The 15,450-nt window shown below is 44.1% G+C and carries 14 protein-coding genes and 1 pseudogene; all 15 read left to right on the top strand.

Going from position 1 to position 15,450, the window contains the following annotated elements:
- Positions 1–107 precede the first annotated feature (107 nt).
- The 15 genes and pseudogenes from AC4MDD_RS13535 (at position 108) to AC4MDD_RS13465 (ending at position 15,437) form a co-directional block, all read left to right on the top strand.
- A complete protein-coding gene (locus tag AC4MDD_RS13535; RefSeq protein ID WP_491881847.1) occupies positions 108–629 on the top strand; it encodes a hypothetical protein in 522 nt (173 codons plus the stop codon).
- Between the two features lie 86 nt (positions 630–715).
- On the top strand, positions 716–4,696 hold the full coding sequence (locus AC4MDD_RS13530) for a tape measure protein (protein ID WP_491881846.1): 3,981 nt from the start codon (positions 716–718) through the stop codon (positions 4,694–4,696).
- Positions 4,693–5,034: a phage tail protein gene (locus AC4MDD_RS13525; RefSeq protein ID WP_491881845.1), complete on the top strand. Its 342-nt coding sequence runs from the start codon at positions 4,693–4,695 to the stop codon at positions 5,032–5,034. The genes AC4MDD_RS13530 and AC4MDD_RS13525 overlap by 4 nt, the downstream gene beginning before the upstream one ends.
- Positions 5,035–5,085: 51 nt before the next feature.
- On the top strand, positions 5,086–5,322 hold the full coding sequence (locus tag AC4MDD_RS13520; protein ID WP_491881844.1) for a hypothetical protein: 237 nt from the start codon (positions 5,086–5,088) through the stop codon (positions 5,320–5,322).
- Between the two features lie 9 nt (positions 5,323–5,331).
- On the top strand, positions 5,332–5,487 hold the full coding sequence (locus tag AC4MDD_RS13515; RefSeq protein ID WP_491881843.1) for a hypothetical protein: 156 nt from the start codon (positions 5,332–5,334) through the stop codon (positions 5,485–5,487).
- 20 nt (positions 5,488–5,507) lie between these two features.
- Complete coding sequence (locus AC4MDD_RS13510) at positions 5,508–6,758, top strand: formylglycine-generating enzyme family protein (RefSeq protein WP_491881842.1); 1,251 nt, start codon at positions 5,508–5,510, stop codon at positions 6,756–6,758.
- A 69-nt stretch (positions 6,759–6,827) separates the two neighbouring features.
- The gene (gene avd, locus AC4MDD_RS13505; protein WP_491881841.1) at positions 6,828–7,172 is read left to right on the top strand and encodes a diversity-generating retroelement protein Avd; all 345 of its coding nucleotides are present in this window, start codon (positions 6,828–6,830) and stop codon (positions 7,170–7,172) included.
- 291 nt (positions 7,173–7,463) lie between these two features.
- Entirely contained in the window at positions 7,464–8,552 is a 1,089-nt protein-coding gene (locus tag AC4MDD_RS13500) for a reverse transcriptase domain-containing protein (RefSeq protein ID WP_491881840.1), read from the top strand.
- On the top strand, positions 8,552–8,995 hold the full coding sequence (locus AC4MDD_RS13495) for a hypothetical protein (RefSeq protein ID WP_491881839.1): 444 nt from the start codon (positions 8,552–8,554) through the stop codon (positions 8,993–8,995). Before AC4MDD_RS13500 ends, AC4MDD_RS13495 begins: the two co-directional genes overlap by 1 nt.
- Positions 8,996–9,007: 12 nt before the next feature.
- The gene (locus AC4MDD_RS13490) at positions 9,008–9,805 is read left to right on the top strand and encodes a phage minor tail protein L (RefSeq protein WP_491881838.1); all 798 of its coding nucleotides are present in this window, start codon (positions 9,008–9,010) and stop codon (positions 9,803–9,805) included.
- Positions 9,805–10,554, top strand: a complete 750-nt coding sequence (locus AC4MDD_RS13485; protein WP_491882623.1) for a C40 family peptidase — start codon at positions 9,805–9,807, stop codon at positions 10,552–10,554. Before AC4MDD_RS13490 ends, AC4MDD_RS13485 begins: the two co-directional genes overlap by 1 nt.
- A complete protein-coding gene (locus AC4MDD_RS13480; RefSeq protein WP_491881837.1) occupies positions 10,538–11,116 on the top strand; it encodes a tail assembly protein in 579 nt (192 codons plus the stop codon). The genes AC4MDD_RS13485 and AC4MDD_RS13480 overlap by 17 nt, the downstream gene beginning before the upstream one ends.
- Positions 11,117–11,130: 14 nt before the next feature.
- Entirely contained in the window at positions 11,131–11,397 is a 267-nt protein-coding gene (locus AC4MDD_RS13475) for a hypothetical protein (RefSeq protein ID WP_436905885.1), read from the top strand.
- Positions 11,398–11,454: 57 nt separating this feature from the next.
- Positions 11,455–13,989: pseudogene (locus tag AC4MDD_RS13470) on the top strand (TipJ family phage tail tip protein); the annotation flags it as partial.
- A gap of 884 nt (positions 13,990–14,873) precedes the next feature.
- A complete protein-coding gene (locus AC4MDD_RS13465; protein ID WP_491881836.1) occupies positions 14,874–15,437 on the top strand; it encodes a DUF4376 domain-containing protein in 564 nt (187 codons plus the stop codon).
- Positions 15,438–15,450: the final 13 nt, after the last annotated feature.

The following is a 15,450-nucleotide window of genomic DNA, read 5'->3' as shown; positions in this document are numbered from 1 at the left end:
GCTTTATTGATGAGGCTTATAAGAGAATGCAGAAGAAATCGGCTTAGGTTGGTTTCTTTTTGCTCGGTTAATTAGTATCTTGTGATTACTTATAAGAGGGTATTCACATGAAAAAAATATTAATTGCGGGAGTTATTGGTATTGCATCCATTTTGGCAGGGTGTTCAACAACATCTGGATTGGGCGCGCAAACAGGCGTTAGTGGATTTGATGGTAAAAAGCATGTAAGAATTGCCCCTCATGGAGCAGCATGTACATCAATGATTTGCCCTGCAATTGGTGCAGTTTGGATTGAAGAAGCGCCAGACTTAGTAGGGTTAAATTTTGAGGTTGTAAACGACATACGATCCATTGATTCGGCTGAGTTCAATATTGATGGCGAGATAATTAAACTTAAAAATACAGACCTCACTCGCTTTAATACAGATATTGGGGTTTCATCAGCAAAAACCTACACCACGGATTTTAAGGTGGTAGATAGAATTATTAATTCAAAGCGCACATGGGTGAGACTTAGCACTTCAAAAGGTTATGTTGAGGCTGCAATTATTGATGGTGGTAAAGACAGCAAGGCGTTCAATGCATTGAAAAGATTCAAAGACCAAGTGGAAGCAACACGAAATAATTAACAACCCAGACCCGCGCAAGCGGATTTTAAATACTTAAAACACAGCTCGCATCTTGCGGGCTTTTTTATTGCCCGCAGGAAAGTGAAATGGCCCAAGAATCTGTATTAAGAATCGTAATCGACTCAAGAAATGCTGAGCGAAATGCGCGCGCCTTGGCGAATGAACTAGACAGCATCGAAAAGAAAGGTGATTTTGCTAGCAAGTCTATGGATTCGATGTCTGTGGCAACTCGTCAACTTGCGGGCTACATGGCTGGCGTTGTGACTGTTGGGGCTGCCATCTCTAAAATGGATGCCTACACAGGTATGCAGAACCGCTTAAAACTGGTTACTCAGTCACAAGAACAATTAAACCTAGCGATGAGTGATACCTTCAGCATTGCGCAAAAGTCTTATCAGTCGTGGGAATCTGTAATTCAGGTGTATCAACGCTTTAGTGATAACGCGAAAACACTAAGAATTGATATGGCTAAGACAGCCGAGCTTACAGAAACAGTATCAAAAGCTGTGGCGATTAGTGGGGCTTCAACTCAAGCAGCCGAAGCCGCATTAACACAGTTTGGTCAGGCATTGGCATCGGGCGTACTGCGTGGCGAAGAACTCAACTCGATCTTAGAGCAAACACCAGCACTCGCAAAAGCCATTGCTCAGGGTATGGGTATCACGGTTGGCCAGCTTCGATCTGTGGCTGCTGAAGGTAAAATCACTGGCGAAGTGCTTGTCGATGCATTAACAAAGTCAAAAAAATCAGTAGATGAATTATTTGCAAAAACCGATGTGACAATTGGTCAATCCCTTCAACTATTAAGCAATGAAGTCACTAAGTTTACAGGTGAGGCGGGTAAGGCTTCAGGTGTTGCAACAACCTTAGCTAGTAGCATCCAAATATTAGCCAATAATCTTGATGCTATTGCAGGCATTGCAGTAGTTGGTGGTGTAGCTTTACTAACCAAAACTATTGCTGCTCAAACAGTGGCGATTCACGGTTCGATCACCGCAGTAGTGGCACGACGAGCAGCAGATACCGCCGCATTGCAGTCACAAGTACAACTTGCAGCAGTGGAGGTGCAACGTACTCGTCAAGTAGCAGCTTTGGCAGCGCAAGAAATCCATCTTGCACGCCAAGAATTAAACAGCGCAACAACACGCCAAGCGCGTGCAGCAGCAACTATGCGCCTAACACAAGCAGAGGTTGCGCACAGTATTGCATTAAAGCAAAGTGCATCCGCTGTAGTTGCTCAAACTACTGTTGAGAACGCACTCAATGCTAGTCGTTCACGTTCAGCAATGTTGCTTGGTTTGGTTGGTGGGCCAATTGGTGCGCTAACGATAGGTGTAGCTGCGCTTACTGCTGGCTATATGTACTTAAAAAGCCGTACAGCCGAAGCAAATGCAAAACTTGAAGAACAAGCCGCTGTAGCGAAAAAAGCAAAAGATGAATTACTAGCTTTAAAAGGTCTTGAGAAAGATAACGCTGTTAATGATATGGCGGCAGCTTTCGAGCGTCAGAACGCAGCATTGTCTGAATCCAGCAGCAAGATCAACATGCAGTTGAATGCAATTGAGCAACTTTACAAGGGAAATAAGGAGGTTGTGCAGGTTGTGCAAGATGCCCGCAACGGCACGATTAGCATGACTGAGGCAGTACAGCGGTTTAATGAGCTTCGCATTAGTAAAGAAGTTTATGAATCAATCAAAGCGAATACTGTTGAGTTTGAAAAAAATGCAAAAGAGGCAACCAACACAAAATCAAAACTGAATTTATTTGGTATTGAGGTTGAGTTATCTGGTCGCAAAGCACAAACCGCAGCAGTTGGTGTGGATGAAAACTCCAAGTCTCTTAGCAAGAACAAGACAGCGGCAGAAGAAGCAACAGAGGCTCAGAAAAAGTTCAAAGCATCTTTGTTTGATCGTGAGTTTGAGGCTCGTTTGACAAAAGGCTTGCTTGCAAAAGGTTATACACCTGAGCAAGTAGCAAATATGGTTCAAACTGCGAACTGGGCGCAAAAAAACAATGTGAAGCTCACCAATGAATTATATCAAGCTGGGCTACAGGTTCTCTCAATTGAGGAGCAAAACAAAAAGGTTATTGAATCCAAAAACGCTGCTGAAAAAAAGGTCACTCAAGAGAAAGAGAAGCAACTAAAGCTAGGCCAAAGACTAATCGGTATTTCTGGAAATTCAGGCATCGGTACTGGTGCGCACCTTGATGTCCGTTATGGTGGTTCGCGGGATGGGCAAAAAGTATCAAAAGAGCATTTGGCTAGGTTGGAGGCGGGAGGTAAATCGCTTTCAAATTACCGAGTTTCTTCTGACTATGGAAATAGAAAAGCACCCACGAAAGGCGCTTCTTCTTTCCATAAGGGTATTGATTTTGCAATGCCTGTCGGCACACCAATTACCACGAAAGTTGCTGTCAAAGATATAAAAACAGCTTACGACTCAAAAGGCGGTGGCTATTACAGCACAGTTACTTTTGAGGATGGTGTGGTGCTCAAGTTATTGCACCAATCCCCTTCCATGATGGGTAAAGTGAAAGGCGGAGCTAGTGACGGAACCCTAAAGTCGCATCAGGATATTGAGAGACAGGCAGAGCAACAAGCGAACTCACAGCTGCAACTGCAAATGACAGTAGCGACTGAAAGAAAGCGTATTGAAACTCAACTTCAAAATGATATTGAGGAAATCAACAAGGCTGGCTTCTCACCAGAAGAAACCAAGCGCCTTACTGCTGAATACCAAGCTCGAGCTGACAATGATATTGCAATTGCTGAATACGCCTTAAAAACCAAGCTAGATGATTATGAGTCTTTCAGAAAGACCGAATCTCAATTATTGGAGGATAGTTTTAATGAGCGAAAATTCTATGCTTCTCGTGATTTAGAGCTAACCAAAGAGCAGCGGGATAAAGCAGTTGTTTTGCTTGATGAGCAATTGAAGCAAGAGCAGGCATTAATCAAGCTTGCTTACGAAACTCGCTTATTCCAGCTACGCGAAAACCTTATGTCCGAAACCACAGCCATGCAGGAGCGTTATCGCTTGGAGCGTGAGCAGATTCTTCTAAACTCCAAGTTAAGCCAAGAGCAAAAACTGCGTGAAATTGCTTTAAGCAAAGCCTTGCAAGAGCAAGAAAACCGCAAGCGCCTAAATAGCGCAGTTCAGCAATGGGGTGGTATACAAGCTGAAATGAATGGTACTGGCGATCAGTATGCTTTAGAGCAGCAGAGGTTCAGCCGGTATGACGCTTCTCAACAGGTGTTTGATGCGCAAATTGGTCAAGTGGAACAAGCTGCCCAAGACCCTAATGCCAACATGGAGGAACTTGCAGCACAACGTGAAGCAATTTGGCAGGCACACCATGATCGAATGACGGCTATTGAGTCGGATTACTACACTAGCTCACAAGCCTTACAACTTGCTGGCATGGGTCAGATTGCAAGTGGATTAACGTCCATTGTTGGCGATATGGCGGGGGAGCAATCATCCGCATATAAAGCCATGTTTGCCATAGAGAAAGGCTTTGCGATTGCTCAGTCGGCACTTGCTATTCAAACAGGTGTATCTAAAGCGATAGCGCTAGGGTTTCCGCAAAACATTCCTGTCATTGCTCAAACCGTGATGGAAGGTGCGAAAATTGCCAGTGCTATCAGAGCTATTACGGACACAGGCTTCGCCAGCGGTGGCTACACAGGTCACGGTGGTAAATACGAGCCAGCAGGTGTCGTCCATAAAGGCGAAGGTGTTTTAACCCAAGAAGAAGTCAAAGCTCTCGGTGGCCCACAAGGCTTTGAGGATTTGCGAAAGTCGATCCGTCGGGGTTATGCGACAGGTGGATTGGTTACAGATACTCACCGTGTCGGTATGGGTGCTGTGAATGCGATTAATTCGGGTGAGGGTAATGTCGGCGGATCAAGTGGGGATGTTTATTACACGCAAACCATTCATATTGCGTCTGATGGGTCTGTAACCAGTGAATCGGATGCTAAGCAATTAGGGAAAATGATGGAAAATATGACTCTAGCTGTAATTCGCAGAGAACAACGTCAAGGAGGCTTATTATCTAAATGAGCAACGAAAAATTTACATGGTGCAATGACCTAGACGGAAACTCCCAAACTTCAAGCTTTAAAGTTCTTCAGTCCAGTTTTGGCGATGGATACACACAGCGAACGAGTGTCGGGATTAACAATCGGTCATCCACATGGGCATACAAGAGAACAGGCAAGAAGGCTTTGATACAAGAGATCAAGGCCTTTTTTGATGCACACAAAGGTGCTGATTCATTCCTCTGGGATTCACCGCTAGATGGTGAAGTTCGAGTGGTGGCAGGGGGTTACACCCCAGTCAGTTTAGGCGGGGATGTCTGGTCCATCTCCACAACCTTCACCCAAGATTTTAAACCTTAACTTCAATCAACTTTATGCCCTCAATTGAGGGCTTTTTTGTGAGTGCAAATCATGCCGACCCAAAAAGTCAAACTAACCACAACACCACAAAAAATTGCTACAGCCAATTCGCCAGCATATATCCAGTCACATCACAACCGTTTCAGATTTGCTTTTGGGCCTAGTCAGCCCACCAACTTAGAAGCGTCCCATCAAGACATGCAGGTTTATACCGACGGGGCGCTGGGTGACTTGTGGGCTTGGGTGAGCTACCCATCAAACAACGACACCATCATTGTCTCAACATAAGGGGAGCTAATGAAAACAACTAATCTTGCTGCGGGGTTATACACACCGCGAACCACAAGAATTGCACAGGGGCTTATTGATAAAGGTTTGAGAATCGGATCAACAACTTACTTAATTGGCTCGACAGAAGGCTTTATTGGAAATCGCCTACCTGTAGCAACTTAATTTAACTATCGAGAATCGTTATGGCTAAACAAACAATTAATCAAGGCACAGCACCTACTGGCGCAGGTGGGGATACGTTCCGAACAGGTTCAGCAAAACTGCAAGCGAATGACAATGAGCTTTATACGCATCTTGGGGCAGCCGACGGCACTCTCACTGTAGATAAAACCCGAGCCGCATTAGGAATTGATGCAAATAAAAGCGAACTCACAATCCTGATCAAAGACTCATTGCGTCAATCGGTAGAGCTGGCATCTGGTGGCTTGCAAACCGTACTTTATACAGCCAAAGGTCAGCCGACTTATATGAACATCATTCAAAAGTACGATATGAGTACGATTGATGCTTCATTAAGTGGTACGCACCCAGCGTTTATCGTGGACGGTGTGGAAAAGCCTGAAATCTTTATTGGTACATACCAGGGTCGAATCGTTAATGGTGAGTTGCTCAGTCTGCCGAATGTAGAGCCAAGTCACAGCACTAACTATGACAACTTTTTAACAGCAGCGCGAGCGTGTGGTAACGGCCATCACTTAATCACTAATGCTGAATGGAGCGCCGTGGCTCTGCAATGCTACAAAAATAACACTCAGCCAATGGGCAACAGCTACTATGGCCGAAGTTCAGAAGATCCGCTGTTAATTGGTCGTCGTGCTGATGGTTTAAATCCGGGTAATACATCTGGATCAGCACGCACACTGACTGGGTCAGGACCTGTGCAATGGCGACACAACGGTAAAGAAAACGGCATTGCTGACTTATCCGGTAACGTATGGGAATGGAATTCTGGAATGCGTATTCTTAACGGTGAAATTCAGGTTATTGCAGACAATAACGCGTCAAAGCTGGCGATCAATCTTGGCGCAGCTTCGACCGAATGGAAGGCAATTGATGGTGAAACTGGCAACCTGGTCACACCGAACGGCAGCGGAACCACGGTAGGCACAATCAAATATGCTGATGGTGGCACAGCAGACTACACAATTAACGGTGGTAGCTTTGGAGCAATCCGAAACCTGTCAACAACCAAGCCTGTGACTGCGGCAGCTTTAGCTCGACTGAAAGCATTGTGCTTATATCCGCATACTGAAAATACCGCTTCATATAACGGTGATTACTTCGCCAAAGCAATGACTGATGAGTCCCTTCCCCTCCGTGGCGGCCTTTGGGGCAGCGCAGCCAATGCTGGCGTGTTCGCCTTGTACTTGAATTACGCTCGTTCGAGCACGGGTACGTATCTCGGGGCGCGTCCAGCTTTCGTGAATCTGTAATCTGTCTTGTGTTATCTGTATGCGTGCGCGATAGCGCACGTTCTTAGTTTTATTTTGTAGAGATTTATTGTGTCTAGTGATTTATTAATCAGACAAAAATGCGAAGAAATGATTGCCTACGGCTATATCGCATTGCGTCAATTTCCAAAATTTGAAAAGCATGTGCTTGCAGCAGAAATGAGGCAGGTCATGTGGGGGATATTGAGGTTGATTGTTGTTTGTAATAAGCGCTACCACAAAAAAACCACACTACAAGAGTTAGACGCAGGGCTAGACCTATTACGCGCTCAGGTTCGAATTTCAAAAGAATTAGGCTATCTTGATTTTAAGAAGTATGAACACTGGTCCAGACTGAACAATGAGATTGGCCGCATGGTAGGCGGCTGGATCAAAGTATTTGCCGTAGGCAAATAGGGGTGTGCGTTACAACGACGGTCCCTTCCCATCCGTGGCGGCAATTGGAACAACGCAGCCAATGCTGGCGTGTTCGCCTTGAACTTGAATAACGCTCGTTCGAACACGAATACGAATATCGGGGCGCGTCCAGCTCTTAGAGCGTGTCAGAAGCTTAATCCCTAATGGGGATTAGGACAGAACACTTTAAAAGGATGCACACTCCTTAGATGAAAATCTAAAAAACTAAACAGGCGGCATAGCTGAGTAGCAATTTGCGAAAACTTATGCCGCTTTTATTTTGAGATATACATGGCAATTACATACAACAATCTGTTTAGTCAGATTTACGACTTTGAAAATTTGTATAACGCATATTTGAAGGCCCGGCGCGGCAAGCGTGATCGGCGTGAGGTTTTAAAGTTTGAATTAAATCTGGAAGAAAACCTGATCCAGTTACAGAACGAATTGATCTGGGGAACGTACAAGACAGGTGAGTATCGAATCTTCAAAGTGTACGAACCTAAAGAGCGCGATGTTGCAGCTTTGCCGTTCCGGGATCGTGTGGTGCAGCACGCTATCTTGCTGGTCATTGAACCCATCTGGGAAAAACGATTTATTGACGACAGCTATGCCTGCCGAGTTAATAAAGGTACGCATGTTGGCGCAGATCAAGCACAACGCATGATGCAAAAGGTACTAAGAAATCACGGTGTTTTGTACGCATTCAAGGCAGATATATCCAAATTCTTCTACAGTATTGATCATGAGATCATGAAAAGCCTGATCAGAAAGAAAATATCATGCAAACAGCTCCTTACCCTGATTGACGACATCATAGAATCATCCGGTGGCGGTGTCGGAATACCTATCGGCAACCTAACATCACAGCTATTTGCAAACATATATCTGCATGAGCTGGATGAGTATGTCAAATACCGACTATGTGAGAAGCACTATCTGAGATATATGGATGACTTCTGTATCTTTCATCACAACAAGGATCACTTGCGTCATTTACGCATTGATGTAGAGCGATTCCTATTTGAGAAGCTAAAGCTCCAAACCAATGCAAAAACACAAATATTTCCAGTGTCCGTCAAGAACGGACGAGCATTGGACTTCCTTGGCTATCAAATGTGGCCCACTCATCGACGTGTAAGAAAAAGCTCAATTTCCAGAATTTACCGAAAAATAAGGTTTATGAAGAAACAGTACAGCGAGGGCAGGATTGAGGCAAAGCGCATCCAGGCATCCATTAACTCTTGGCTTGCACATGCTTCTCACGCAGACAGTCTAGGCTTGCGAAAATCAATACTCAACAAGGCTGTTTTTGTTAGACAAGAGGACAAGAACACAACCACTACTGTTTTATTACCCAAAATAGAGGATTTAACCTAATGCTTAAGCTTGTATCAAACCGAAACGGCGCAGAGATTCACCAACTCGAAGTCACACAAGATGGATGCACAATTACACCTAATATGGATGGTGTTGTGGATCTAATCAAAGACCTCAATTGCGACAAGGGAAAGATCCTAAACGCACTATCGCAATTCAACCCTGATTACGTGTGGGCAGTCACCTACGAAAAACCGCCATTAAAACCACTAACACGCCGTCAATTCCGATTAGCACTTGTCATGAATGGCTTTGCTCTTGCTGATATTGAAGCGCTTATTAATCAAATCGAAGATGATATGCAGCGTCAAATTATTCAAATCGAATGGCAAGATGCTACGGTGTTTGAGCGAAATAATAGCAGTCTTTTCGCAATGGCAGCGCTGATGGGGTTATCTTCAGCTCAAATTGATGAACTTTGGTCGCAAGCACTAACACTCTAACGAGATTTCAACATGACATTAAACAGTGATTTTCAAAAGCTGTATGTAGATGGTCTGATCACGCTGTTTGAACTGGATGCTCGCGCTTTAGGCGCGGGCATTTTACGTTTTCATGGTCATATCTCTTATGAAGATTGGGAGCGTATTTACAGCTATATCGGATCAGACGGGTTGCTCGGGGATACAGCTCAATTAATTGGTGAAGTGTTTGAAAACACCGAGTCAAAAACATGGTATCGAAACATCATCTGGCAAGGTCAAACCTTTGAGCCGATGGCTTTAGAAGTATCGGGCTTAGAAATGCGCTCGGATGGTAAAGCCTCAGCGCCAACTTTAAGCATGGCGAACAATATTGGCGGTATTCAAAACGCAGTTTCTGCTCTTTGTTTACAGCTTGGTGACTTTGCAGGCGCAAAACTCAAAGTTATTACCACACTTGCCAAGTACCTTGATGCTGAAAACTTTAGTGCAGGCAATTCATCCGCTTCAAATGAAGCCAAAGAACAGCTTTGGTATATCGAGCAAAAGACTTCCGAAAATGCCAACGCAGTAACTTTTGAGCTTTCAAACCCTATCGACTTTGAAGGTCTGAAAATTCCAGTTCGACAGATTTCCAATTACTGTCATTGGTGTGCGATGGGTAACTACAGGGGGGAAGAATGTCAATTTACAGGTGCGGCAATGTTCACTGAAAAAGACGAGCCGACAGACAACCCTGCATTAGATCGTTGTTCAGGTCGCTTATCTTCATGTCGTATTCGCAACAATGAAATCCGCTTCGGTGGCTTTCCAGCGTCGAGTTTAATGTGATGAAACTAACCGCAAAACTTAAAAAAGCAATTCAAGCGCATGCTGCTGAAGTCTATCCGAATGAGTGCTGCGGTGTGATTGTAAATAAAGAATACATTCCATGCCGCAACATTTCAGACAATAAAGATCAGTTTGAAATTCATCATGAAGATTTGGCTAAAGCAGAAGATTTAGGCGAGATTCAGGCTTATGTGCATTCACACCCGAATGCTTCTGCACGTGCATCTGATATTGATTTAATTCAGATTGAGTTACATGAAAAGCCATGGGTGATTTGTGCTTATCCCGATGTTGAATTTCAAGTGTATGAGCCGTGCGGATATAAAGCGCCTTTGGTTGGTCGCAATTATATTCACGGCATACAAGACTGCTATTCAATCGTGCGGGATTTTTACGAGCGAGAGCTAGGCATCACATTGATCGACTTTGAGCGCGAGGATGCGTGGTGGGAATCCAAAGAGAATAAGTCGTTGTATTTAGATGGTTTTGGTGAAGCAGGCTTTGTTGAAGTGAGCGACATGCAATACGGTGATGTTTTATTGTGCCGTGTTGGACGTACTGAGCATGTGAACCATGCAGTAATTTGGTTAGGCGATCAGACCGAATTGAAGTCTGAACAAACAGAATCGTGTGTTGGCTCGTCAATCATTTTACATCATCCGTATGGCCGCAAATCAGTGCGTGAAGTGTTTGGTTCACAGTGGCAAGAACGAGTTGCAAAGGTGGTTCGATATGCTCAAAACAATTAAGTTATACGGCATTTTAGCCAAGAAGTTCGGCAAAGAATTTCATTTAGCTGTTGATAACACCCGCGAAGCCATGCGTGCTTTATGTGTGCAGGTGCAAGGCTTTGAACACTTCATGCTGCATGCGCATGAGCAAGGTTTGGAGTTCGCAGTATTTCAAGATGAGCAAAATATCTCTGAAGCCGAACTCGACATGAGCACCAGTGCCAAAGTGATTAAAGTGGTGCCAAAGGTAAAAGGTGCGGGTGGCAATGGGGTTCTTCAGGTTATTTTAGGCGCAATACTGGTAGTGGTTGGTTATTTTACATTCGGCGCTACATCCCCGTATGGTGTTGCATTAATCGGCGCGGGTATTGGCACAATGGTCGGTGGCGTAGCACAAATGCTGATGCCCCAAGCGGATACGCTCCAAGACGAAAACCAAAACGGCAACAAGGCAAATAAAGGCTTTGGTAGTGCAGTGACCACAGTTGCACAAGGCAATCCAGTGCCAGTGCTTTATGGTCAGCGTGAAGTCGGTGGCTTTATCGCAAGTGCTGGACAATACCCAGAAGATTTAATGTAATTAAGAGGTTTATCATGGAAGTTATTTTTGAAACAGATTCTGCGGATGTTGTTGATTTAAAGAAGAAGCTAAACAGCCTTCTTGAACACATTGAGCAGCAAAAATTGCCAAACATGCGTCAAGCGGTTATGGCTGAAAAGTCAATCGAGGCGTTTTTTAAGACAAAAGATGAAACCCATCTCAATCGTGCAATTGTTCACCTGAAAGTCATTAAGGGTGAAATTACAACACGAGATCAAATTGACCACATGATTTATGGGTTAGAAATTCCTAAAAAGTAATCAAAAATCAAAAAACACAGGCGCAATGAGCGCCTTTTTTATTGTCTGAGGATAAGTATGAACGCAGTAATTAAGGGCGCAAAAGCAGGTAGTGGTGAAACAAGAAAGGCGGTAATCGCACCCGACTCAGCACAATCAAAAACCTACATCAAGATTCTTTATGGCTTGTCTGAAGGTGAAGTCGAGGGCTTGGCGAATGGCTTACAGTCTGTTTATTTAGAAGAAACGCCACTTCACAACCCGAATGGCGGATCAAATTTTCAGGATATTCAGTTTGATTTTCGTCACGGTACCAATGATCAAACACACATCGAGGGTTTTCCTGATATTTCGTCTGAAACATCGATTAATGTTGAATTGGTTTCTGGCACGCCTTGGGTTCGCGCTATTTCAAACACCGATTTAAATGCTGTGCGTGTTCGCTTTAAGTGGGGACCATTACGCCAACAAAATGCTGATAATGGCGATGTGAAAGGTATCACGATTCGATATGCAATTGATTTGCAGACAGGTGGTGGCACATGGGTAGAAGTTTTAAACACTAAGATTTCAGATAAAACCTCAGCAAACTATGAGCGCTCACACCGTATTGATTTGCCAAAGTCTGACACTGGCTGGACTATCCGTGTCCGTCGCATAACACCAAATTCCACCTCAGAATATATCAGCGACAAAATGTATGTTGATGCACTAACAGAAGTCATCGACCTAAAGCTCAGCTATCCAAATACAGCTATGCTTGGCTTGCAATATGATGCTGAAACATTTTCCAATGTTGCAAAAGTTGCAGTCGATTTAAAAGGGGTTAAGCTTCAGGTTCCATCGAACTACGATCCAGTGGCGCGTACCTATGCGGGCATGTGGGACGGCACATTCAAGCGCGCTTATACCAATAACCCTGCATGGATTTATTACGACATTTGCACATCAAAACGCTATGCTTTGGGTGATCGATTAACGGCTGCAATGCTGGACAAGTGGTCTTTATATCGCCTTGCCCAATACTGCGACCAAATGGTGAATGATGGCAAAGGTGGTCAAGAGCCACGCTTTACTTGTAACGTATATCTGCAATCTACCGAAGATGCTTATGTAATTCTCAGTAAACTGGCAGGCGTATTCCGTGCAATTTCTTATTGGGACGGCAATTCAATTGTCTGTGATGCTGATATTCCACAAGACACTTACTTCACCTACACTCGCGCTAATGTCATTGATGGCATGTTTGAATATTCAGGAACTCGTGCACGCGATCGACACACTGTTGCAAAAGTGGCTTGGGATAACCCTGCGAATCACTATAAAACAGAATATGTCTATGTGCGTGATGAAGCGGCTATTGCAAAGCTCGGTGTGCGTATTGCTGAGATTGACGCATGGGGTTGTACTTCTGAGGGTCAAGCGCAACGTGCAGGTCTTTGGGCATTAAAGTCTGAACAGTTAGAAACCCGCACTGTATCTTTTAAAGTTGGTTTAGATGGTTATATTCCGCAACCGGGCAAAGTAATTGAAATTGCAGACGAGTTGTTAGCTGGTCGTTCAAACGGTGGGCGTATTTCTGCTGTCAGTGCCGACCGTAAAGTTATTACTCTGGATCGTGATGATGTGGTGTGTCGCGCAGGTGATCGACTGGTTGTAAACGGTGAAAATGGTAAAGCACAAGCTCGAATTGTGTCGTCAAAAATTGGGCGAAATGTCACAGTCACAGTGGCGTTTGACTCTGTTGCAGCAGAAAATGTTTGGGTCGTTGATGCTCAAGACTTAAAAACCATGAAGTTCCGCGTCATGAGTATCACTCAAGATGAAAAACATCAGTTTTCAATCACGGGCTTGCAATATGAGTCAGCAAAATATGATGCAATCGACTTTGGTGCTTTCATTGATGAGCGCCCAATTTCAATCGTCAATCCAACGACTCAAGCACCTGTCACCAATGTTTTAATTTCATCTGAAAACATGGTGCAACAAGGTCTATCTATTGAAACCATGCTTATCACTTGGGATCAAGCGCAAGGTGCTACAAAGTATCAAGTGGAATGGCGTAAGGATGATGGTAACTGGATTAAATTGCCAATCACAGGCAGCAACTCAGTAGAAGTACAGGGTATTTATGCAGGTAACTATGAAGCGCGTGTTACTGCGATTTCTGCATTTGATATTGCTTCTTTACCGACTTATTCTGTTTTAACAACTCTATCTGGCAAACAAGGCTTACCACCAGCGTTAGCAAATATTGCTGCGACAGGTATTTTGTTTGGTTATCGCTTGAATTGGAACTTTCCTGCGACTGGTGCGCTTGATACCGCTTATACGGAAATTGAGATTGCAAGCACTGCAAATGGTGCTAATGCTGCTCAGCTCGGCTTGTTTGCATATCCGACAACAACGCATGATATTCAGGGAATGCAGCCAAATCTGACCCGTTATTTCCGTGGTCGTTTGATTGATCGTATTGGGAATATTGGCCCATGGTCGCAATACGCGAATGCAACCACATCAGCCGATGCGTCTGCTGTACTTGGTATTTTGTCTGGCAAATTAACCGAAACTCAGTTGAGCCAAGGCTTGATGGAAAAGATCGAGAATTCTGACTTGGAAAATAATCAGGCTTTTATTGATGTTCAGCAGAAAATAGAAGGTTTGGATGCTCAATACTATTTAAGAATCCAGTCAGGGAAATATGTTTCGGGCTTTGGCTTAGGAGTTGAGGGCGATCGTTCGGATTTTATTGTCCATTCCGACAGCTTTGCATTGGGTAATCCTGCGGGTGGAGATGATGGTGTTAGTTACCCATTCATTTTCCGCAGCACACTATACACAGATCCAGATACAGGCACTGTTTTCCCTGTTGGCGCTTATATGAAGTCTGCGTTTATGGATTATCAGTCTGTCAAAACTTCGCATATTGAAGATCTCGCGGTCAAGTCAGCCAAAATTGACAGTCTAGCAGTAACGACAGCCAAGATTGATAACGCTGCTATTACTACTGCGAAGATAGATGATTTGGCAGTGACTGCTGCGAAGATTGGCGATGCACAGATCACTACGGCAAAAATTGGAGACTTACAGGTTGATACTTTAAAGATTAAGGATGACGCGGTATCTATCGGTATTGGTGCTCAAGGTGTGTCAACAATTACCACTATAAGTAATGGTGGCAAGTTGAGGCTTGATATTGGTTTGCAGGCTTACTATTCCAGTACCTACATGGCCACAACAATGGGGGTGCGTGTATTGCGTAATGGCGCAGTTATCAAAACTTTTAGCTTCCCTGCTACGTATTTAGGGTCAGAAGGCTTAACGCGCTTTAGCTATACATGTGCATTACCTCCTGTAATGGAGACTATTGCCGCAGGAACGACTGTAACCTACAGGCTTCAGATTACGGACTATAATGGCAACTGGATGGAAGCAGGTTCTAATGGTGTATGGGTGGGAAATAGCGGGCTTTCAATGGCGGTTACGGAGTTAAAAAAATGAAAGTAAGGGTTTTACTCAATACTGATGGCAGCATTAAATCGATACTTACTGGAGCACCATCGCTTGTAGACTTAAACACTCCAGCTCAAGCATATTTCGTAGATGATCCAAACCATATCGTTGATCGAACAGATTACTTTGATTCTGATATGCACGATTTTGTTTCTATAGGTGATGCGCCCACCGACAACCACACGTTTGACTACAGTTTTAAGCAATGGCGTGATACCAGATCACTAGATGACCTCAAAGCCCAGAAATGGACTGAGATTAAGTCTGAGCGCGACAGTCTTGAGTTTGGTGGTTTTGAGTTTGAAGGGAATATCTACGACTCAGATCAGGTTTCACAAGGCCGAATTATGGGGGCATCTTCTTCTGGAATAGATCAAACATGGACTTTAGCTGACAATACAACAGCCGAGTTAAGCGCATCACAATTGCAGCAACTCTATGCAGTATTACAAGCCCACATTGCAAGCGTTCACGAAAGAGGGCGCATTGCAAGACAGTTAATCTATGAAGCCGAAACTAAAGAGCAAGTGGAAGAAATCAATCTCTAGCACCTTCGGGTGC

Source organism: Acinetobacter sp. CAU_H_29a_1 (genome assembly GCF_058599505.1).
This window is presented reverse-complemented; position numbering and strand designations above follow the sequence as displayed.